The organism is Psychrobacter sp. ANT_H56B (genome assembly GCF_008369245.1).
Classification (GTDB): domain Bacteria; phylum Pseudomonadota; class Gammaproteobacteria; order Pseudomonadales; family Moraxellaceae; genus Psychrobacter; species Psychrobacter cryohalolentis.
Map to the genome: position 1 here is coordinate 29,763 of NZ_VOBF01000003.1, position 21,894 is coordinate 51,656.

19 protein-coding genes and 1 tRNA gene are annotated in these 21,894 nt (G+C 41.9%); 9 read left to right on the forward strand and 11 right to left on the reverse strand.

The window, feature by feature from the left end; all coding sequences use genetic code 11:
• Position 1: 1 nt before the first annotated feature.
• The 4 genes from FQ082_RS04945 to FQ082_RS12995 form a co-directional block, all read right to left on the reverse strand.
• Entirely contained in the window at positions 2-394 is a 393-nt protein-coding gene (locus tag FQ082_RS04945; protein WP_011514739.1) for a hypothetical protein, read from the reverse strand.
• A 174-nt stretch (positions 395-568) separates the two neighbouring features.
• Entirely contained in the window at positions 569-1,213 is a 645-nt protein-coding gene (hisH, locus tag FQ082_RS04950; RefSeq protein ID WP_149492271.1) for an imidazole glycerol phosphate synthase subunit HisH, read from the reverse strand.
• A complete protein-coding gene (gene hisB / locus FQ082_RS04955) occupies positions 1,214-1,888 on the reverse strand; it encodes an imidazoleglycerol-phosphate dehydratase HisB (protein WP_011514741.1) in 675 nt (224 codons plus the stop codon).
• A 197-nt stretch (positions 1,889-2,085) separates the two neighbouring features.
• Positions 2,086-2,226: a hypothetical protein gene (locus tag FQ082_RS12995; RefSeq protein ID WP_020444528.1), complete on the reverse strand. Its 141-nt coding sequence runs from the start codon at positions 2,224-2,226 to the stop codon at positions 2,086-2,088.
• On the opposite strand from FQ082_RS12995, the gene FQ082_RS04960 reads away from it, so the two are divergent.
• The 4 genes from FQ082_RS04960 (at position 2,225) to FQ082_RS04975 (ending at position 4,299) form a co-directional block, all read left to right on the forward strand.
• On the forward strand, positions 2,225-2,647 hold the full coding sequence (locus tag FQ082_RS04960) for a hypothetical protein (protein ID WP_149492272.1): 423 nt from the start codon (positions 2,225-2,227) through the stop codon (positions 2,645-2,647). The genes FQ082_RS12995 and FQ082_RS04960 overlap by 2 nt on opposite strands.
• A gap of 122 nt (positions 2,648-2,769) precedes the next feature.
• Positions 2,770-2,845 (forward strand) — tRNA-Phe (locus FQ082_RS04965).
• Positions 2,846-3,024: 179 nt separating this feature from the next.
• The gene (locus FQ082_RS04970) at positions 3,025-3,525 is read left to right on the forward strand and encodes a DUF4385 domain-containing protein (RefSeq protein WP_149492273.1); all 501 of its coding nucleotides are present in this window, start codon (positions 3,025-3,027) and stop codon (positions 3,523-3,525) included.
• A gap of 96 nt (positions 3,526-3,621) precedes the next feature.
• Positions 3,622-4,299 (forward strand): phosphoglycolate phosphatase, encoded by a 678-nt coding sequence (locus FQ082_RS04975; RefSeq protein ID WP_149492274.1) that lies wholly within the window; start codon positions 3,622-3,624, stop codon positions 4,297-4,299.
• Positions 4,300-4,469: 170 nt separating this feature from the next.
• On the opposite strand, the gene FQ082_RS04980 is transcribed toward FQ082_RS04975, so the two are convergent.
• Positions 4,470-6,020 (reverse strand): YifB family Mg chelatase-like AAA ATPase, encoded by a 1,551-nt coding sequence (locus tag FQ082_RS04980; protein ID WP_149492275.1) that lies wholly within the window; start codon positions 6,018-6,020, stop codon positions 4,470-4,472.
• Positions 6,021-6,366: 346 nt separating this feature from the next.
• Here FQ082_RS04980 and FQ082_RS04985 point away from each other — a divergent pair, with 346 nt between their 5' ends.
• Positions 6,367-8,826 carry a penicillin acylase family protein gene (locus FQ082_RS04985; RefSeq protein WP_149492276.1) on the forward strand — a complete coding sequence of 820 codons (2,460 nt, stop codon included), beginning with the start codon at positions 6,367-6,369 and terminating at the stop codon, positions 8,824-8,826.
• Between the two features lie 354 nt (positions 8,827-9,180).
• The gene (hemN, locus tag FQ082_RS04990; RefSeq protein ID WP_410477380.1) at positions 9,181-10,644 is read left to right on the forward strand and encodes an oxygen-independent coproporphyrinogen III oxidase; all 1,464 of its coding nucleotides are present in this window, start codon (positions 9,181-9,183) and stop codon (positions 10,642-10,644) included.
• 97 nt (positions 10,645-10,741) lie between these two features.
• Here the strand turns inward: hemN and FQ082_RS04995 are convergent, their stop codons facing one another.
• From FQ082_RS04995 to FQ082_RS05010, 4 genes are all read right to left on the reverse strand, one after another.
• Positions 10,742-12,127 (reverse strand): esterase-like activity of phytase family protein, encoded by a 1,386-nt coding sequence (locus FQ082_RS04995; RefSeq protein WP_149492278.1) that lies wholly within the window; start codon positions 12,125-12,127, stop codon positions 10,742-10,744.
• Positions 12,128-12,282: 155 nt separating this feature from the next.
• Positions 12,283-13,143 (reverse strand): SPFH domain-containing protein, encoded by an 861-nt coding sequence (locus FQ082_RS05000; protein ID WP_011514749.1) that lies wholly within the window; start codon positions 13,141-13,143, stop codon positions 12,283-12,285.
• 15 nt (positions 13,144-13,158) lie between these two features.
• A complete protein-coding gene (locus tag FQ082_RS05005) occupies positions 13,159-13,656 on the reverse strand; it encodes an NfeD family protein (RefSeq protein WP_051130951.1) in 498 nt (165 codons plus the stop codon).
• A gap of 258 nt (positions 13,657-13,914) precedes the next feature.
• Positions 13,915-14,454 carry a porin family protein gene (locus tag FQ082_RS05010; RefSeq protein WP_011514751.1) on the reverse strand — a complete coding sequence of 180 codons (540 nt, stop codon included), beginning with the start codon at positions 14,452-14,454 and terminating at the stop codon, positions 13,915-13,917.
• A 321-nt stretch (positions 14,455-14,775) separates the two neighbouring features.
• Here FQ082_RS05010 and FQ082_RS05015 point away from each other — a divergent pair, with 321 nt between their 5' ends.
• Together FQ082_RS05015 and FQ082_RS05020 are read left to right on the forward strand one after the other, a co-directional pair.
• Positions 14,776-16,008, forward strand: coding sequence for an 8-amino-7-oxononanoate synthase (locus FQ082_RS05015; protein ID WP_149492279.1), 1,233 nt, complete (start codon positions 14,776-14,778; stop codon positions 16,006-16,008).
• 66 nt (positions 16,009-16,074) lie between these two features.
• Positions 16,075-16,914 carry a methyltransferase domain-containing protein gene (locus tag FQ082_RS05020; protein WP_149492280.1) on the forward strand — a complete coding sequence of 280 codons (840 nt, stop codon included), beginning with the start codon at positions 16,075-16,077 and terminating at the stop codon, positions 16,912-16,914.
• 85 nt (positions 16,915-16,999) lie between these two features.
• Here FQ082_RS05020 and dnaK read toward each other — a convergent pair whose 3' ends face one another.
• Both dnaK and grpE read right to left on the reverse strand, forming a co-directional pair.
• A complete protein-coding gene (gene dnaK, locus FQ082_RS05025) occupies positions 17,000-18,943 on the reverse strand; it encodes a molecular chaperone DnaK (protein WP_149492281.1) in 1,944 nt (647 codons plus the stop codon).
• A gap of 290 nt (positions 18,944-19,233) precedes the next feature.
• On the reverse strand, positions 19,234-19,848 hold the full coding sequence (gene grpE / locus FQ082_RS05030; RefSeq protein WP_149492282.1) for a nucleotide exchange factor GrpE: 615 nt from the start codon (positions 19,846-19,848) through the stop codon (positions 19,234-19,236).
• A gap of 570 nt (positions 19,849-20,418) precedes the next feature.
• On the opposite strand from grpE, the gene FQ082_RS05035 reads away from it, so the two are divergent.
• A complete protein-coding gene (locus FQ082_RS05035) occupies positions 20,419-21,870 on the forward strand; it encodes an alpha/beta hydrolase (protein WP_149492283.1) in 1,452 nt (483 codons plus the stop codon).
• The last annotated feature ends 24 nt before the right edge of the window (positions 21,871-21,894 follow it).

Genomic DNA, 21,894 nt, shown 5'->3' on the forward strand with positions numbered 1-21,894 from the left:
CTTATGAATAGTCCGTTTTTTTCTGCCTTTTAATCATAGGTTTGACTGTACTGATTGACTGAAAAATCTTCGTCCACATGGTAAGTCCATAAAGCACATACGACAGCATACAAGTATTGATAATATCGTGGATACTTGCCATCAGCTCTGCGCTTTCTATCCCTGCGAGACCTAGCTCGGTAATGGTCTGACGGTTATCCAAATACTCGCCTAATAAAGCAATACAGGTCACCATAATTAAAGCGATAAACGCTCTGATACTGTATTTTTTGAAGATTGGACGCAGCAAAATAACGCTCAATAGATAAACACTGATGCCCACATAGATATGTAGGGCATCTTTTTCTAATCCTGTGGCACTCACGACGCCGTTTTTAAAGAGATAAAAGTCCACTATTTATTCCACATATAAGAGAGTAGGAAGTCATTAAGCTTAAAATAAGAATAAAAAAGAGTTTGCGACCATGCAAACTCTTTTGCGCGAGAGCAAAGAAGTACTGTGCTCCTTCCTCGCTCAGATTGTGCCTTTGCCAACCTGACTGCGCAACCAAATATGTCATACTTATTTTTAAATATCCCAGTCTACAAAATTCTTTAATAACTGCAAACCTGCGGTATGGCTTTTTTCTGGATGGAACTGGGTGGCAAATAAATTATCTTGCAAGATACTGGCACAAAACGGCTGACCATAATCACAAATAGCAGCCACTTGCGAGCTATCTGCTGGCTCACAGTAATAGCTGTGTACAAAGTAAAAATGCGCCTTGTCTTCGATACCACTCCACAATGGATGCTCAAAATCCATACCACTAATAGTATTCCAGCCCATATGTGGTACTTTTATTTGTGCGCCTTTTTCATCTTTCCATGCTGGATCAAAAGCGGGTACCGTGCCATCTAAGATGCTCAAACAAGGCGTGCCACCATTTTCAGCAGACTGCTCAAATAACGCCTGCATGCCAACACAGATAGCCATAACAGGCTTATTAAATATCGCCTGACGTATGACGTCATCAATACCTGCCTCATGCATACCAGCGATACAATCACGCATGGCACCAACACCGGGGAAGAAAATCTTATCTGCTGCCGCCACGACTTTTGGGTCATTGGTGATAGAGACTTCTGCCCCGACCGCTGACAATGCTTTGCTGGCTGAGTGCAAGTTACCCATACCATAATCTAATAGTGCAATTTTTGTGGCACGACTCATCTAAAACGCCTCTTTGGTCGATGGCAAGGTATTTAGCGCACGTTCATCATATTCACACGCCATACGTAGCGCACGAGCAAAGGCTTTAAAGGTAGATTCGATTTGATGATGACTGTTTTTGCCTTTTAGATTGTCTAAATGCACGGTCATCCACGAATGATTCACAAAACCATAGAAGAATTCGCTAAATAAATCGACATCAAAAGTGCCGACATGCGAGCGCGTAAAGGGAATATCCATATGCAGACCTGGACGACCAGATAAATCAACCACTGCACGCGTCAATGCTTCGTCTAGTGGCGCATAAAAATGCCCATAACGACGGATGCCTTTTTTATCACCTAATGCTTTGTTAAATGCTTGACCAAGCGTAATACCTGTATCTTCAACACTGTGGTGATCATCGATGAAAGTATCGCCCGTACATTTGATGTCTAAGTCAAACAAACCGTGACGCTTGATTTGGTCAATCATATGATCCAAAAACGGGACGCCAGTGTCCACAGTGCCTTGCCCTGTACCATCCAAATTGACCGTACAGGTCACTTGGGTCTCAGCAGTAATACGCTCAACAGTCGCGATACGTTCAGGGCGACCATGTAAATTTAGTTTTTGCGTAGGATCTTGCTCAGCTGTATTGGGTATATTGGCTGTCGTCGTTAAATTGGCGGTCATGGCTACTCTCTATAAATGAAAAGCGGTCAATAAAATAGGGCGAAAAATGCCCAATATATTCTTACTAGCGTCTAAAATAGATAATAAAACAATCAGGCTAAAAATAAGTTCAATGCTTATTCAAAAAACCTGTTCAATAAGCCAAAATATGAGGCTTGATGCACACAGAACCTTGTCTATCTTCATCATAGCAAACCCTACCATTTACTGCCATGACCAAGCAGTAAACCACGCACAAAATTCTCGTATTCTGCTAAAATAATAGCTTCAGTTTTATCAATCGTCACCTTTGCTGATTCTATTATGCCTTGCTGTATCAAATTATAGGAATTAAACATGCCTTTAGAAGCCATTGCCATCAATAGTTTGGATGCGCCACTCATCAAAAAGCCTGCTCGTGAAAACGAATTAGCCGAGCGCTTAGAGGCGCTCTATAACACCGATGATAGCCAGCCTGATGGTGCTGAAGTATTGGCTATTATTGAGCAAGGTTTTAAACGTGGTCAAACGCTGTATGTCGGTATGTTTAATGACAAGCCTATCGCCGCAGTTGGCTGCTTTGATGATGGGCAGACCGATGCCAAACGCTTGCAGTATCTCACCGTACATCTGCAAAATCGCGGTCGTGCTATCGATGCTAAGTTTATCAAACTGGTTTATGATGCTGAAGTCAAAAAAGGCGTGCGTGCATTTGTTCCGGTTGATGCCGAGATTCATCGTATTATGAGTGAATACGAGCTACTACGCGTCAAGGATTAATTTTAGCCTAAATAGGCTTATTTCGATGACTCGTTCATTATTTTTGCCCTTTTATTACATATAATGCAAAAACCTCTTGACAGTAAGCGCTATATTTAGTTTAATAGCGCCTCAACGAAGACGGCTCGATAGCTCAGTCGGTAGAGCAACGGATTGAAAATCCGTGTGTCGGCAGTTCGAACCTGCCTCGAGCCACCATTCGTTTAAAGTATTCTAAAAAGCCTCAAACAGTGATGTTTGAGGCTTTTTTTATGCCTGCAATAATGACTCCCTTCTGTTAATGCTCACTTTCACCGATCTATAACATATCTATGCTACATTTAAATCGTGTAGTCTCTTTATACTAAGGCATCTATGGATAGCCGATAGGTAAGATAATGAGAGAATTTGATTATGACTTGGACTATAAAAATTTAGATTTGCGCGCGCAGCCTGAGCTTTACCGTGTCGGTCGCGGTGAGCAAGGAGTATTATTGGTAGAGCCTTATAAGTCTGAAATCCTACAGCATTGGCGCTTTGCCACTCCTGAGATTGCGCTTGAGAGTAGCGATACTATTTATCAGATGTTTCTAGATTATCTAGCAGCCAATGACTTTGTAGGCGCTGATATGGCACGCAAATTTATTCAAATGGGTTTTACCCGTGCCCGCCGCTATGCCAATCATAAAGGTGGCAAAAAATATAAAGGGGCTGTCCCTGATGATAAAAAAGGTCAAAGCGGCGCGCATGGTCGCGAAGAGTTACCACGACAAATTGAAGACCCTATCAAAGCAGAGTCGGCACGTATCTTTAAAGAAAAATGGGATTTATGCCGTGAAAATAAAGATTATTTAGCGATGAAAGCTGAACACCGTGAGCGCTATAAAGATATTGAATAGGATAGCAACATTAAGGCTTACTGTTTTCTTATGCTATGGTAATCAACATTAACCGAATATCAATAAAAAATACAGCACTTTTAACGGGTAGAAATAATGGATAAGCAACTTTTAATTTTTGATTTTGATGGCACCCTTATTGATAGCGTGCCAGATTTGGCAGATGCGACTAATGCGATGCTGACTACCCTTGGCAAAACGCCCTATCCTCTCAATAGCATTCGTAACTGGGTTGGTAATGGCTCAAGAATGCTTGTTGAGCGTGCTTTGGTTGGTAAGATAGAGGTGTTAGAGGGTGAATTAACTAAAGAAAGCATCGACCATGCTGAGCAAGTGTTTTTTGATGCTTATAAAAATATCAGTGGCAGCAAAACTGTTGCTTACCCCGATGTTGATAGTGGGCTCAGAAAGCTACAAGCAGCAGGATATAAGCTGGCATTGGTCACCAATAAGCCGATTCGTTTTGTGCCAAAAATACTGCAATCCTTTGGCTGGCAAGACATCTTTAGCGAAGTGCTTGGCGGTGATAGCTTACCTAGAAAAAAACCAGACCCCGCGCCGTTATTACATGTCTGTGAGACATTGAATGTTAATCCAGAACAAGCGGTTATGATTGGTGATTCAAGAAATGACATTTTAGCGGGGCAAAATGCCAATATGGACACGCTTGGACTTTCTTATGGTTATAACTATGGGCAAGATATTCGTGAGCTCAACCCTACCGAAGCCTTTGATGATTTTAGCGCTTTGGTGGACTATTTATTAAAGATTTAGCCTGCAAATATAGTCAGTCTTAAATAAAAGAAGTACAAAAATTATAAGATGCTACTGGGATTAATTTTTCTTGCTTACTGCGCCTACGCAGACAGAGGTTGCGAATAATTAATCCCAGTAGCACTGTATTCTTTTAAAAGTGTATCTATTATAATTGGATCTCAAAACTATCATTTACTACGATAACTGAGCGCTTCAGATAAATGAACGCTCGTGATATCCGCGCTGTCCGCCAAATCAGCAATCGTTCGTGCAACGCGTAGTACCCGATGGTAGCCACGAGCAGATAAATTAAGGCGCTGCTGAGCAAGCTGTAATAGCTGTTGCTCGCCCGCACCTAGCTGAATATATTTATCCATCTCACTAGGATTGAGCTCATTATTGACCTTGTTCTGTCGTATTAATTGGCGATTATGTGCTGCCGATACTCGAGTACGTACTTGCTCGGAGGTTTCTCCCGCCTGAGCATTTTGCAGATCCGCAATCGGTAATGCTGGTACGGTGATATGCAAATCAATACGATCAAGTAGCGGACCTGATAGCTTATCTTGATAGCGCTTAATCTGCTCAGCTCTGCAACGACAACGCCCTGAGCCATCACCATCATAGCCACACGGGCACGGGTTCATCGCTGCCACCAGTTGAAAATTTGCTGGAAAGGTCATCTGTGAGTTGGCACGGCTAATAGTGATTTGTTTTGCCTCTAGTGGTTGGCGCAGTACCTCTAACACCGTACGATCAAATTCAGGCAGCTCATCAAGGAATAGTACGCCCTTATTGGCAAGGGTAATCTCACCCGGTTTGGGACGTGAACCGCCACCGACCAATGCCACCGCTGATATGGTGTGATGAACTTGTCTAAAAGGTCGTGTGCCATAATCATAATCACTATCGGCAACCGAATACGTACTGGCAACCTCTAGCGCATCTTCTGCACTCAAATCCGGCAAAATAGTTGGCAGGCGTGACGCCATCAAGGTTTTGCCTGAACCCGGTGGTCCTGTAAGTAACAATGAATGACCACCTGCTGCGGCAATCTCTAAAGCGCGCCGTGCATGATGCTGTCCTTTGACGTCTGCTAAATCTACTTGATAGCCTATATGCTGCTGGATTTGATTCGGTTCTACTTCGGTCAAGCGTTCATCCAAAAAACTGCTATCGGTAAGTGATTGCAAATGATTACATACAGCCTTTAAATTTGGCGCTGCCAATACGGTTATTCCTTCAACACGGCTAGCCTCTGCCCCATTGATGGTTGGGACAATGAGTTGCCGTGTTGACGACATCATCTTCTCATCACCTTTTAACAGTTGCGTCGCCAATACCTCAGCTTTCATTGCTCGTGCAACCGCCAAACTACCGCTTACTTGCCGCAGCTCACCATTGAGCGCCAGCTCCCCAATAAACTCAAACCCTGACAATACCGTTGGATCCAACTGATCACTGGCTGCCAAAATACCGATAGCAATCGGTAAATCAAGGCGAGCACCATCCTTTGGTAAATCGGCGGGTGCTAAATTAATTGTCAAACGTCTATTAGGAAACTGAAATCCAGAATTGAGTATCGCTGAGCGCACTCTATCCTTGCTCTCACGTACCGCCGCTTCAGGCAAACCAACAATGGTCAATGCTGGCAGTCCTTGCGACAGATGCACTTCTATGATGACCTCAGGTGCGTGCAGCCCGACGACCGAGCGGGTATAGACTTGAGCAAACGACATAAGCCTTTCCTATAGAGAGATTTATCGATCATAGAGGATTATTAATAAGTGCGCAAATGTTGCGTATTTATTTGTTTGGTTTATTCACTAGCGTAGACGTTTGAAATTGTTATATGATTGAGAAATGCTTTTTGTTTATCTTATTCATCAAATTTCTATAGGTTTTAAGTACATTTTGATGTTTTAACTGACATCAAGATTAACCACTGAAAAGCCTGACGGTTAATAAACCTAAACAATAAAAAAGCATGAGCAATAAAAGGAATTTATTGATCGTTTAAAGCATGTTGAATGATTTTCTGCTACAGCTTTAAATAATACCAATTAACCATGGATGGGTAAGCTTATGAGCATCAAAGTGCTTAATCGGCGTGTGTACACGCTTACGCTATTAACGGCAGCAGTCTCGTTGGGATTGTCTGGTTGTTCGGATAGTGACAATCTTAGTAGCAATGGAAATACTAATGACACCTATGCAGTGGATATCCAGCGCACTGAGTTTGGTATCCCGCATATCACCGCTAAAGACTATAAAGGCTTGGGCTACGGTGTAGGTTATGCCTTTGCCGAAGATAATTTTTGTTCGCTAGCGCGTGAAGTTGTCGTTGCTAGAGGTGAAAGCCTGCTTTATTTAGGTGCTCAAGGCAACGAAGGAAGCGACGTTTTTTACACCTGGTATAACACTCCCGCTAGGCGTGCTGAATTTTTAGCAGCGCAAGACCCTGAAACTATCGATGCGGTCACAGGCTATGCTGCAGGCTTTAGCCGTTATCTACGTGATACAGGTGTGGCTAACATTGATCCTGCTTGTGCCAATGCCGAATGGGTACGTGAGATCACGCTAGATGATTTGTTGACGGTTTATGGCAAAGCCAACTTACGTGGCGGACTCTCTAACTTCGTCAGACAAATCGTAGACACAGCTCCCCCAGTGTCAGGTATCGTCATGGGTAGCTCTAGAATGAGTAGCCCTGAACCTATAGCAGAGCCGGTTGAAAAATTCGATATGACGACTATCAATGTATTAGATGGCGGTAGTAATGCCTATGCTTTTGGTAGTGAAGTAACAGGTACTGATAGTGGCGTGATGTATGGCAATCCGCATGAACCATGGGAAGGCGTACAGCGTTTTTATGAGTTTCATACCACAATACCAGGTGAGCTTGACGTGATGGGTTCGGCTCAGCAAGGGCAACCTTTTATCAATATCGGCTTTAATAAAGACGTGGCTTGGAGCCATACGGTATCGACTGCTAAGCGCTTTACGCTTTATCAGCTTAGTCTAGTTAAGGGTAATCCTTTTAAATACAACTATGTCAACAGCGCAGGCATGGTTGAACAACGTGACATTGAAACGGTTCCAGTCACTATTAAGATGCCAAACAATCAAACAATGACTCGAAACATATATGTTTCACAATATGGACCAATCTTAAACGCTAAACTACTTAATCCTAATTTACCAGCATGGGGTGATGCTAATAACGTCGTTTATACTATCCGTGACGCGGCTTCTGAAAATCCAAGAGCACTTAATCAGTGGCGTAGTATGAATATGGCCACTAGCGTTGAGGATCTCGTCGATAGAATGCAAAACATTCTAGGCCTAGGGTTTGTCAATACCATTGCTACTGATCGTAACGGTAAAGCGCTTTATGCTGATATTTCAACCGTACCTAATGTCACTAGAGAAAAGCTAGCAGCCTGTAGTGCTAACGCTGGAGCTGCTCTTCCTCTGCTGATTGCCTCAGACTTACCTGCACTTAATGGTAGTACTGCTGCCTGTGAATGGGGTAATGATGCTGACTCTCCGCAAGCAGGAATTTTTGGTGGTTCAAACTTACCATTCATAATACGTGATGATTATGCCCTTAATTCTAACGACAGTTATTGGCTCAGTAATGCAAAACAACCATTAACTGGATTCTCACCACTACTACAACGTAATTTAGTGTCTTTCGCTGGAGTATCAACTCCTGAAGCCACTCCATTGTCATTGCGGACTCGCATGGCGTTTACGCAAATCTTGGATCGATTAGATAATAAAGATGGTTTAGGTGGTACTACTTTTAACATAAAAAATATGGAAGAAGTTGTCTATGGTAATCGTAGTTATGCGGCTGAACTGGTACTCAATGATGTAATAGATAATTGTAAGCAACTTCCTATATTACCTCTGACTGGCGGTAGTACTATCGATGCTACTCAAGCATGTAATGTCTTAGCTACTTGGGATCGTCGTAATAATCTTGATAGCAAAGGCGCTCATATCTTTAGAAAATTTTGGACCAACCTTCGTGTTAGTGGACTTACTAATGCAGGATTCAGAACTCCTTTTAACGAAGCCGATCCAGTGAATACACCACGTGATCTAATCATTAATGAGAACACGCGTAGAGCATTAGGTGACTCAATTGCTTACTTTAACAGTAAAAATATCGCGCTTGATGCCCCATTAGGCAGCTTGCAATTCGTTATTGATGCAAGCAAAAACGGTGAGAAAATTCCTATGCATGGTGGCTTTGGTCCTGAAGGCGTCTTCAACGTCGCAAGCTCAAGTCAAAACAGCGATGGCACTTATGGTCCAGTGACCAATGGTCCAACTTATATGCAATCAGTAACGTTTGATAGTAAAGGCCCTGTCGTTGAAGCGCTGTTAGCCTTCTCGCAAGCTGGTGATACGACTCGTCCTTTCCATCGTGATCAGACCCGTCGTTATTCTGCTAAAGACTGGATTCGTCTGCCTTTTAGCGCTGGTGAAATCTCTAAGCAAGCCATTGGCAATAAGATTCAATTAAGAGAATAAAATTAGCGTAATATTTGATAGTAATAGAAAAGACTTTAGGACAATCCTAGAGTCTTTTTTTTATCACCTAACTATACAACTTGATAGCTATATGATTAACGGCGCTGTATAACTAACCTCGCTGTCCATGCCACTATAAGCTGTGATTTGTTATACTAGTCATTACTTATTTCAATCGTTTTTTATTAGCTTTCGGAAGAAATACAGCTATTAGCAAAGCCATAATTTTCTTATGCAAAATAGCGGTCGATACAGTCAAACGAGGAATCTCGCATGTCAGAACAATTTGATATCAATAGCACACCTAAGCACTCAATTAATGCAAGCGAGCAGCCTACCACGGTGCGTCCTGTTATGCAGCCGGACAATCCCTATGCCAGTACTCGTGGCAGTATCACCAGCAAACAGCTGCCAGCATTCGATCAAGATATCATTAATAAGTATAATCGTTCCGGACCGCGCTATACCTCCTATCCAACTGCTTTAGAGTTTTCTCCGATACCAGAAGGGCTTGAAATAAAAATCCTCCAAGCGCGCGAAGCCCATGCGCCGTTATCGCTTTATTTCCATATCCCGTTTTGTCGCCATCTTTGCTATTACTGTGCTTGCAATAAAACTGTCACCAAAAAGAATAGCGATGCAGGCAATTATTTAGCCTATCTAATTGCTGAAATTAAACACAAACGTGGCTTATTAACGCCACCAGAAGACGGTAAAAAACCACTGGTTAAACAGCTGCATTTCGGTGGTGGCACCCCAACTTTCCTGCAAGATAATGAGTTGATACAACTGTGGGAGTTTTTGCAGACCCAGTTTGAGTTTTTACCAGAAGATCAAGGTGATTACTCTATCGAAATTGACCCGCGCGAGCTCAGTAGCGAGACCTTAAAAGTATTGCGTACTCTTGGTTTTAACCGCGTCAGCTTAGGCGTACAGGATTTAGACGAGACCGTACAAATTGCGGTCAATCGTGTACATTCAGCAGAGCTTATTGAAAATGTATTAAATGAGGCGCGCGAATTAGGCTTTCATTCTATCAATGTCGATTTGATTTATGGCTTACCACATCAAACGCCTGAAACCTTTGATAAAACCGTACGCCGTATTATCGAGATGTCGCCAGATCGCTTGTCGGTATTTAATTATGCTCATTTGCCTGAACGCTTTAAGGCGCAGCGTCAAATCAAAGAGGACGATTTACCTACTCCATCTGATAAGCTCACGATGCTCGGTAATACCATCGACACTTTAAATGCAGCCGGTTATCAATATATTGGTATTGACCATTTTGCCAAACCTGATGATGAGCTTGCCGTTGCCCAATGTGAAGGCAAATTGCATCGTAATTTTCAGGGCTATACCATCATGGGCGATTGTGATTTATTGGGCTTTGGCGTGTCTTCAATCAGTCAAATTGCCAATGCCAACAGCAGTTATATCCTACAAAACCATACTGATTTGCAAGTATATAAAGACAATATTGATGCAGCACGTAATAATCCTACCATCATGCCAGCGGTCAATGTGATTAAAACCTCTATCAAAGATCGCTTACGTGAATACGTGATTATGAATTTACTATGTCACGATTATATGGATTTTAGAGACATCAATCAGAAATTTGGCATCGATGCTATTACCTACTTTATCAATGAGATTCAACAGCTTGGTGAAATGCAAGAAGACCGCTTGATTGATATGGATGCTGCTGGCATTCGCGTATTACCAAGAGGTCGCTTATTGGGTCGTAATGTAGCCATGGTATTCGATGAATATCTGGATAAAAAACATAAAGACCGCTTCTCAAAAGTTATTTAAATCATTAGTCTCTAAAATATAAATAATAAAAAAGACCTCGATTGAGGTCTTTTTTTGGTTAGTGATAAATGTAATGTCTTATTATTAGAGACCGTCTTTATGCAGTAGGCATCACAAGATATAATCGATTGGCATCCTCTATGTTTTTTTCTTTATCTAGGTATTTTTGTTCAATCGTGCTTTTTGCATCCACTATCTCTGTATCTGTCAGCGCAAAATCATCATCATTGAGTAAACCTAACGAGCCGTCTTGCCGTAACCATAAGCCTTCAAGCTTATCATGCGGATAATCTAGCGTAGCAAGCACATCGACGACCAAAGTTTTTTTAACAGGCTTGATAGCTATAGTTTCAAGTAGTTGCCAGCTTGCTTCGTTTTCTGCTATCAATTGCTCGAGCGCTTGACCGTCAATAGTCAAGCCGAAAGTCTCATTTTGTTGGATGATATGTGGATTATCAGCACTGATAATGGTTTCAATATCTGCTGCCTGAGAGATATTTATTTTATAAATAAGTTTTTTTGCCGATTTATCTTGTAAAGGAAACTTGCGGTCATGTTCAATGAGATAAAATTCATGTTCATTGATAGCGACTATCCCTGACGCTACATGCTCTGCTGCGTCAAGACGATATAAATATTGCTCTATTTTCCCTGAAACTAAGTTAATAGTGACGATACGTGCCAAACTAGAGCCACGACCCGATTTGTCAGGATTGTCCATAGAGGACTCCATGACACCTACAAGCGTAGTCTGATCTGGCGTAATGGTTAATGCTTCCATACCACGATTGGCGCGGCGCTTGGTAAACTCTGCCGGTAATAACACCTGCTTACCGTTAATAATCACATTATTGCGTTCGTCATGCGCAAAAGGATTGATACGGGCAATTTCCACCCCATCCGCGTCATAGTGGACGAGATGTGGACCATATTCATCGCTGACCCAAAAACTGCCATCTATGAGTGCTGCAAGTCCTTCGGGATCTAAGCCATTGATATCACTTTTAATAGGGTTGGTCACTTCATCAAACGGTAAATCTGGATTCACCGTCATCGGTTGACCATTGATATCGTAAGGTACTTCATTGGTGCCGCCAAAGGCTTTTGGATTCGGTAGTCCAGAGATAGGATTGCCATTGCTATCTTTAAGCACAATGTCTTTTATCTTGATGATTTTGCCATCAGCTTGCAACCCAAACAGTCCAATAGACGGCGTATAATTGGGCACTAAAAACTGCTTGCCTTTACCTGCAATACCATCAAAGTCCGCATTGGGACCTCGATCGGTAAGTACGTAGAATTGATTGGTATTGCTTGGATGTGCCGCCGCATCTGAACCATAACCGCCGCCGCGTATTTCTAAATTTTTCTCAGGATAGGCAGCATTAGTATGCGTTGCGTCAAGCACGCTATAAGGTAATGGACTGCCTTGCGGAAAATCCACAATTGAGATTATTTCTATATTTAGCTTCTGCTCAGTCATTATCATTTTCCTTATCTCAATATTCTTAGTATTCAAAAACGGTATTTCATAAAAAATGATAGATAAATTAAAGGCAAAAAAATAACCAGTGCTTAGCATACTCACTGGCTTTTTTTATACTTTGTGCTTATAGCATGGGGTCAAAGCACATTTGCTTAAACCTTAAGCTTATCACCGACCATGCCTTTTACGGTACTTAGAATATCAGCGGGTAATACCACCATTTTTGAGTTGTCAGACTCAGCCAGCTGACGAATCGCTTTAATATACTGCTCGCCAAGTAAGTAGACAATCGGCATCTCTTCAGTGCCCATTGCCGCAGTGATTAGACGGATAGACTCCTCTGAGCCTTTCGCCAGTACCACCTGCGCCTCAGCGTCACGGCGTGAGGCCTCTAAACGCCCATCCGCTTCTAAGATAGCCGCTTGCTTTTGACCATCAGCACGGGTTACTGTCGCTCGGCGTAGACGCTCTGCCGCTGCCTGCTCTTCCATTGATGCCTGCATGGTTTGCGAGGGGTTAATGTCTTGAATCTCTACTGTCTTTAACGTGATACCCCAATCTGCAATATCTTCTGAGATGGCATGCTTGAGCTTCATTTTTATTTCATCACGGCTAGATAAGGCACTATCAAGATCCATCTCACCGATGATTGAACGTAAAGACGTTTGTACCAGATTACGGATACCATACTCATAATCTTCGATGCCATAGACCGCTTTATCAGGGCGAATAATATTAATGTAAGCCACAGCATTAGCGATAATCACTACGTTATCACGGGTAATCACTTCTTGTGACGGAATATCAAGGACAATATCTTTGGTCGTTACTTTATAAGAAACATCATCGACATAAGGGATAATAAGGTTTAGACCTGGCTCTAACGTTTGGCTATATTTCCCCAAGCGCTGTACTACCCATTTATACCCTTGTGGTACGATTCGCACACCTTTAAACACGGTAAAGACTACCAGTGCAACCAAAACCACCATAACAATGCTAAAGCTTTCCATAATTTATCCTTATTATTATACGTGCATATTTTGGTTCACAGCTGCCTTCGATATCATGCTACTCACAATCAACTCGTTACCAACGATATCTGTTACCACTACTCGATCACCGACTGCCACTTGCTCACCTCGGGTACGGCACATCCATTCAGTGGCACCCACAATAGGCACATTAAAACGCACCATACCCGCTCTATCTGGCTGCGGCTGCACAATAATCATGCCTGTTTCACCGACAATCACACTGCCGCCAAGTCCTGCTTTTGTACGATCAACCGCTAAAGGTTTGATAAACTTAAACCATGCCAGCAAAAAGATAGCGGAGAGGAGTAACCAGATAATGATTTGTACGGATACCGAAACAGGCAGAAGCCATGCAAGCGCAGCCACTATGATAGCAGCAGCACCAAACCAAAGACTGGCAAAGGTTGGCACAAACATCTCGACAATCAGCAGCGAAAAGCCTAATACCAGCCAATGCCAAGGTTCAATCATCCAAAGAGTCTCCATCATTGCCTTATTCCCTATCTTTGTTATCCTAGCTTTCAATGTAGCACATTTACTCCTCTAAGGACGTTTTAAAAGCGCTATAAAAACAATGTCTTAATCCAATTAACTTTCTTAGTATTAAATCACATCCATATTTGCCTTAAACTAAGACTAGTTATATTGTGCTTAAAAAAAGCAAAAAAAACGACCGCCGAAGCGATCGTTTTTTATTTTTGGCGTTCTTATTAATACTTTAATATAAAGAGATTAAGTATCAAGAAATTAGAACTTTAGCTGTGCACCGACAGTCATAAGATCTGCGTCACTACCTAGCTTGTCATATTCAGCTTCAACACTGAAGTTAGGGTTCACTGAGTAGCCAAGACCTACACCACCAGCTAAGCTAGTATCTTTGTTTGAACCGTTATAAAAACCTGCTGGAGAAGTACCAGTCGCTTCTATTTCAGTTCTTGCAACACCTAGCTTACCTTTAGCATATAGACCAGTATTTGGGAAAGCATAACGGTAGGTACCATAAGCGCCGTAAGTTTTTGCGTCGATGTCACCGCCTCTGTAATCTGCGTCATCTGAGCCTACAAATTCAGCTTCCATACCAAAGTTAGGATCGAAATTGTAGCCTGCATATACGCCATATGCGGTTGGATCATCAGCGCCATCAACGTCTAAATCAAATTGACCGACTTTAGCACCAACGTATGGTTGACCAGTGTAGCCGTTGCCATAAGAAACGGCAGCTTGTGCACCCATGCTTAGTAATGAACCGGCTGCTAATGCAATTAGAGTTTTCTGTAGAGTTTTCATATGTATCTCCTTAAAATCACTGTGGACAAACAAGTTATTTATTTATGTGGACTTTTTAGTCATATCGCCTTGTTTGCTAACGATGTATACATAGTAACAAACCATGTCAGAAACTCTGTCAGTGTTTAATGGTAAGAAAGTTAAGTTTTGCAAGTGTTTATCAATGTTCAAGTTACAAAGGCCGATATATGAAATCTTTTGTTACAACCCACTTAGTTTGTGCAATAATCCCTACTTATTCTTGAGACGATTTACTCAGAAACTCATTTTAATAAGTAAAAACGATCAAATAAAAGCGATTAAATAAAAAAAGGGACCTCAATGACTGCTCTTATTATCAATCGTCTGCAAGAATCGCTTAACGCGCTAAAAGCAGCGAATCAATACCGTCAGATACCTAACTTACAACACCATGAGCAATATGTCATTAGCGAAGGCAAGCGATTACTCAATATCGCTTGCAACGATTATCTTGGTTTGGGCAGTAATAAGCAACTCCAGAGCGATTTCCTGAATCAACTCAATCAATTTCCAGTCGATAGTATGCCTAGGATGAGTGCCACCTCCTCTAGGCTCTTGACAGGTAACGATGAACATCTGCAAGCATTGGAGTCTGAACTACAAGACTGGTATCAAAACGCTGTAGACAAGAAAAACCTATCCTCATCAAAATCGGTACTGGTATTCAACAGCGGCTACCATGCCAATATAGGTATTTTGCCTGCACTGACGACATTGCCAATTAAAACGCTCATTTTGGCAGATAAACTGGTGCATGCTAGTATTATTGATGGCATACGCCTCAGCCAAAGTAAGCTGGTTAGCTATCGTCGATATCGTCACAACGACTATGAGCATTTAGCCAAATTTATTGAGCAAGCAGATTCAAGTGTTGAGCGCATTATCATTGTCACGGAGAGTGTTTTTAGTATGGATGGTGACCGCGCTGACTTGGCGCAATTGGTGCAACTAAAAGCAAAAGATGCTCGTATTGAGCTGTATATCGATGAAGCCCATGCTATCGGTATCTTAGGTGATTCAGGTTTAGGATTGGCAGAAGAAACCCAAACACTGGCTGATATTGATTATCTGGTGGGGACTTTTGGTAAAGCTTTTGCCTCTATTGGCGCTTATATCATGTGTGATGATGTCGTCAAACACTGGCTAATTAATCAGATGCGCCCCCTCATTTTTAGCACCGCATTACCACCCATTAATCACGCATGGACACGTTTTATTTTAGCAAAAATGCCAAGCTTAACGGAGCAGCGCCTTCATTTGGCACGGTTATCCGCCACGCTTAGTGACGCTATTCCCGAACGATATCGCGTGTCGTTAATTCATCAAGATGCAGGCTATGCCTCCCCTATTGTGCCTTATATACTAGGCGATAATGCACTCACTGTCGAAAAAGCAAAGCAGCTACAAGCAGCAGGATTTTATGCCTTACCTGTCAGACCGCCTACTGTTCCTGCCAATACTGCTCGTATTCGCTTAGTGATGAATGCAGCGCTTAGCCATGAGGACTGTCAGCGGCTGATAGCGCATTTATAATGCGATTATTTTTTAGTAACTACTTTCTTTTGGCGTTAAGCGAATTATTTGGATGCAACAAACAACATGAAACCTCCTGCTACACCTGACATTCTCAGCACAAGAAAACAAACCATCGCGCGTCATTTTGCCACTGCTAGCGATTATGACCAGCATGCCCATATTCAAGCGCAAATCTGTCAGCATCTCCTTGCCCTTATCGCTCGTAATAAGCAAGATAGCGTATTTGAAATCGGTGCAGGCACAGGTCAAATGACGCGGTTGTTGGCAGAGAACGTTCAAAGTCAGCACTGGTTTATCAATGATCTGTGTTCTGAAAGGGCAGCGATATTGCAATCGATAGTACCAACAGCCAACATAATAATTGGTGATGCTGAAACCATTGAATTATCCAAAGTCTCTAACTCAATAAACCCTAGTTTGATAGAGCACAGCCTAATAGTCAGTGCAAATGCGGTACAGTGGTTTGATAACCCATTGAGCTTTATAAAACAATCTGCTCAGCGTTTGCGAGCAGGAGGGCAATTAGTCTTTAATACTTTTACGCCAGATAACTTTTTGCAAATTAAGCAACTAACGGGTCAAGGGCTACATTATCCAGCTATCAGTGACTGGCAATCAGCATTAGAAGTCGCAGGTTTTGAGAATATCAAACTATCAACTCAGCGCTTTGATGTACCTTTTGCCAATCCCTACGCTGTTCTTAAACATATGAAGCTAACAGGGGTTTCGACTAATCGAACGCAAGATCAGTCAAGTAGTGGTCAGCCATTTACATGGACCAAGTCCCGTCTAAAACAATTTCAGCAAGATTACTGGCAACAGTTTTCTGAATTAAATAAAGATGGTCAACCTCATGTGAATTTGACTTATGATGTGCTGATGATAAGCGCTTTTAAAGCGTGACATGTGAATTGCAATCTTATTAATGAAATAAAAAAACGCACCCCGAAGGATGCGTTTTTTATTTAACTACTTATTAGCCGTATAATTATTTTTTATCGTCTTCTACTTCAGTGAACTCAGCATCGACCACATCGTCGTCTGCTTGGTTGCTCTCGCCAGCATTATCCGCACCTTGTTGAAACTGGTTTGGATCCATACCTTCGGCGCTAGCGCCTGCATCAGCATAAATCTTCTGGCTAACTGGTAAGAAGGCGTTGTCTAATGCTTCAAGCTTGGCTTTGATCTCTTCATGGTCATCTTCTTTCGCCGCTGCTTCAAGCTCAGAGATAGCCGCTTCTACTGATGATTTTTCATCGTCAGATACTTTATCAGCCGCATCTTTTAGCGCTTTTTGTACTGCATGGATACGACCATCCGCTTCATTACGCACTTGCGCAAGATTTGCGAATTTCTCATCTTCAGCAGCATTGGCTTCAGCATCACGAATCATTTGTTCAACTTCTTCGTCCGATAAACCAGAATCCGCTTTGATTTGGATACTTTGAGCTTTACCAGTACCTTTATCCGTCGCTGAGATATTCATGATACCGTCAGCATTGATGTCAAAGCTTACTTCGATTTGTGGCAAACCACGTGGTGCTGGTGGAATATCAGTTAAGTCAAAACGACCAAGCTGTTTATTTTGGTTCGCAATTTTACGCTCGCCTTGATAAACCTGAATGCTAACCGCTGGCTGGTTGTCTTCAGCCGTTGAGAATACCTGTGATTTCTTAGTCGGAATCATGGTGTTTTTCTCAATGATTGGCGTCAAGATGCCACCCATGGTTTCGATACCTAGCGTCAATGGTGTCACATCAAGTAGCAATACGTCGGTTTTTTCACCAGACAATACCGCACCTTGAATAGCTGCACCGGCTGCTACTGCTTCATCAGGGTTCACGTCTTTACGTGGCTCTTGACCGAAGAATTCTTGTACTTTTTGCTGTACCAAAGGCATACGAGTCTGACCACCAACCAAGATGACATCGTCAATATCGCCGATTTTTATACCTGCATCTTCCAAGGCAATCTTACAAGGACCCATGGTACGTTGTACCAATTCTTCAGTTAAGCTCTCAAGTTTTGAGCGACTGATAGTCACAACCAAATGCTTAGGACCACTGCTATCAGCAGTGATATACGGCAAGTTTACTTCAGTACTTTGGGCACTTGATAGCTCAATTTTTGCTTTTTCTGCCGCTTCTTTGAGACGCTGCATCGCAAGAGAGTCACCTTTTAGATTGACGTCTTGGTCTTTTTTGAATTCAGCGACTAAGAAGTCAATCAATGCTGAGTCAAAATCTTCACCACCAAGGAAAGTGTCACCATTGGTCGCTAATACTTCAAACTGCTGCTCGCCATCAACGTCAGCAATTTCGATGATTGATACGTCAAAGGTACCACCACCTAAGTCATAAACGGCAACAGTGCTATCGCCTTGCTTTTTGTCCATGCCGTAAGCAAGAGCAGCAGCAGTTGGTTCGTTGATGATACGTTTTACATCAAGACCCGCAATTTTACCCGCGTCTTTCGTTGCTTGACGCTGTGAATCGTTAAAGTAAGCAGGTACGGTTACGACAGCTTCAGTAACCGTTTCACCAAGATAGTCTTCTGCTGTTTTTTTCATTTTTTTCAAAATTTCAGCAGAAACCTGTGGTGGTGCTAGTTTTTTACCGTTGATTTCTACCCATGCATCACCGTTATCTGCTTTGGCGATTTTATAAGGCACCATTCCGATGTCTTTTTGCACAACTTTGTCATCAAAACGACGACCAATCAAACGCTTGATAGCAAATAAGGTGTTGTTTGGATTGGTAACCGCTTGACGCTTAGCTGACTGACCGACAAGGATCTCGTCATCTTTATAAGCGACAATTGAAGGGGTGGTACGCGTACCTTCAGCATTTTCGATGATTTTAACTTTATCACCTTCCATTACTGCGACACATGAGTTGGTTGTACCTAAATCAATACCAATGACTTTACCCATACTGAATTGCTCCTAATTTATTTTTAAATAAAATTTTATTGCATCAGACCGTCGATCACTAGATCGTAGTCGGTCACTTGTTGCTTTATATCGGTTTGCTTATGTATTTTTTCAAGTCGCTAACCATGCAAATAATGCCTTTTGTGTGATTTTTTGTCAAAAGCCCCACTAATAATAAGGTTTAGCACAGTTAAAGACTGAATATCTTTTGCCTATATACTCGATGACCATTTAGGACTACGTTGACGACGTTATATGCTTAACATACTATCGCTTTAACGGCTGTCCTACTACTGACCGACACGTACCATCGCCGGACGTAATAAACGTCCATTTAAGCTATAGCCTTTTTGTAAGACTGTACCCACCGTATCAGCTGGGGCATCAGCGTCGATACCGACTGCTTCATGAAAATCAGCGTTGAATTTTTCGCCTTGTGGCTCGACCACTTCGACACCATTTTTGTTCAGCACATCTAGCAATGCTTTATGTGTCAGTCTCACGCCTTCAGTAACAGGATCGTCTGCATTGACGTTTTCAATCGCACGCTCCAAGTTATCCACCACTTCCAAAAGCTCTTTGGCAAATTTCTGTAGGGCAAAACGTTTACTCTTATCCGCCTCTTGCTCCATACGCTTTTGCGCATTGTAAGTTTCGGCATTGGCACGAGCGGTACTTTCTTTAGCTTGTTTAACTTCGTCTTCTAGCTCAGCGATACGGGCTTTAAAAGTATCAAGATCAATATCATTTTCGATGACACTTTCTTCACCAGCATTATTTTGTGGGTCAAATTCTTTTAAAGTCTCTTCTAAGATGCTCTCATCGTGTGCCACGTTGTCATGTGAGACATTGTCATGTGAAACATTTTGATCGATCGATTCGTGGTTGTTATTTTGCTCACTCATGATAACTCCTTGATAGTGTCATAATTTAATAGTGTCGTAATAATGATGCAATGTAGCACACAAAAAATTGGCGCAGTGCTCGCCACTTTGTGGTTATTACTAATGCATTTACTCATAATTCATAGGCTTATACTGCCTACTGAACCTTTATTACTGGTTCTTTGTATAACTATATGTAATCACCTTTCAATAGCTGCTTGATAAAGGTTATGAAGGCAAATTTCAAGCCCAATGCAAGGAATTTTTCTCACCACTAAAAAACCCTATGCAAATAAAGAAAAAACAGTCGGATATCTATCAATTTCGCATACACATTGCTGATCTTTATTAACCATAAATATGTAGTTACACCAACAAAAGGTACAAAAAGTCGTCATTTATTCCCAATCCTTTACGCTTTGTACCCAAACTATTACCAAAGAATACCCAACTTAATTTTCGATTATTTTATGATTGCTATAATCAAAATTGACTGCATAACAGTCATTACACATTTGCCAAATGTCAGCAAAATACTAACAGTGAATACTTACCATTAATAAGTATTCACCATGATTTTTAAGAGGTGTTATGTCTAACTCAACAGTACTATCAGTCAACACCTTACTCAATAAAGCGGTGAAGACCCTAAATCTTATGTCATTTGGACAAGATAAGAACCCTAAAAGCACTGATATCAATGTATCAGCTGAAATAACGGATATAGAAGAGAGTGTCTTGCAAGATAGTCGCGAGGATAAAGGCTTATCTATTAAAGAAAAGATACTCGAGCATCATCTGATGACCAACTATCAACCGCATCTACTGCACTATGCCATAAAAAGCTTTGGCTGCTTACCTACGCCGATTCTTGAGAGTTTGATAAAGTGTCTAGATGGACCTACTTCAAAGCAATATTTGCATGTTGATGCCCATCTGCGCTTAATACTTGCGGTCAATAGCAAGCTAAAAACGCCTTTGCAGCTGATAGAGATGTCTGAGCTGCGTAAACGTTTTGCAACAGATGCGGTCGCTATGCAAGCACCAAAAGTATGGCAGCAGGCTTCTGACAACTTGCTTATCAATTTGAAACAGTTTCATAAAAAAGGCGATAGCGCTATCAGTTGGCAAGATAGGACGATTACCAATGCCGACGACTGTGATATGACCATTCGCTGCTATCAAAATGAGACCTCTGATAATGGTTTTGGCTTTAAAAAAGAGCAAACCATTAATCCTGATGAGACCGTGCTATTGTTTTTTCATGGTGGTGGATTTTGTATTGGTGATCTTAATACCCATCATGAATTTTGTCATGCTATTTGTGAGCAGACGGGTTGGCCGGTCGTTAGTGTTGATTATCGCTTAGCACCTGAACACCCTGCCCCTGCTGCCGTAAGAGACTGTATCAGTGCCTATGCTTGGTTGGCTGAACATTGTGAAGAATTTGGTGCTTTGCCATCACGCATTGTATTAGCAGGTGATAGCGCAGGTGGTGGATTATCTACTTTGATGGCTCAGCAAATCATCACGCCAAATAAAGAGGCTTGGTTGGATCTAGGTGATGAAGGTCAAAAGACCTTTGATATATTACAAGGTTTACCACATCCTATGGCACAGATGCCCTTATATCCTGTGACCGATATTGAGACCGATTATCCAAGCTGGGAATTATATGGTGAAGGTCTATTACTCGACCATGCTGATGTTGCCATTTTTGATGCCGCTTGTTTAGAAAATAGTCCGTTACCGCGTCAGCATATCCTAACCTCACCGATGCTTGGGGACAATCGACAGGTTTGTCCAAGTTATGTCGTTGCAGCAGAATTAGATGTCTTACGTGATGAAGCGTTTGCTTATGCCAATCAGCTAAAGAGTTATGGTATAGCCGTACAAACCCATACGGTACTTGGCGCACCGCATGGATTTATTCACTTTATGAGCGTTCACCAAAGATTAGGGCAAGAAACTCAGCATATCATCACAGGATTTGCTAACTTTGTGCGTGAAATCATAAAAACAAGAGCGCTATTGAGCGCTTAATTAGAATTTTAATATTTGAGTACT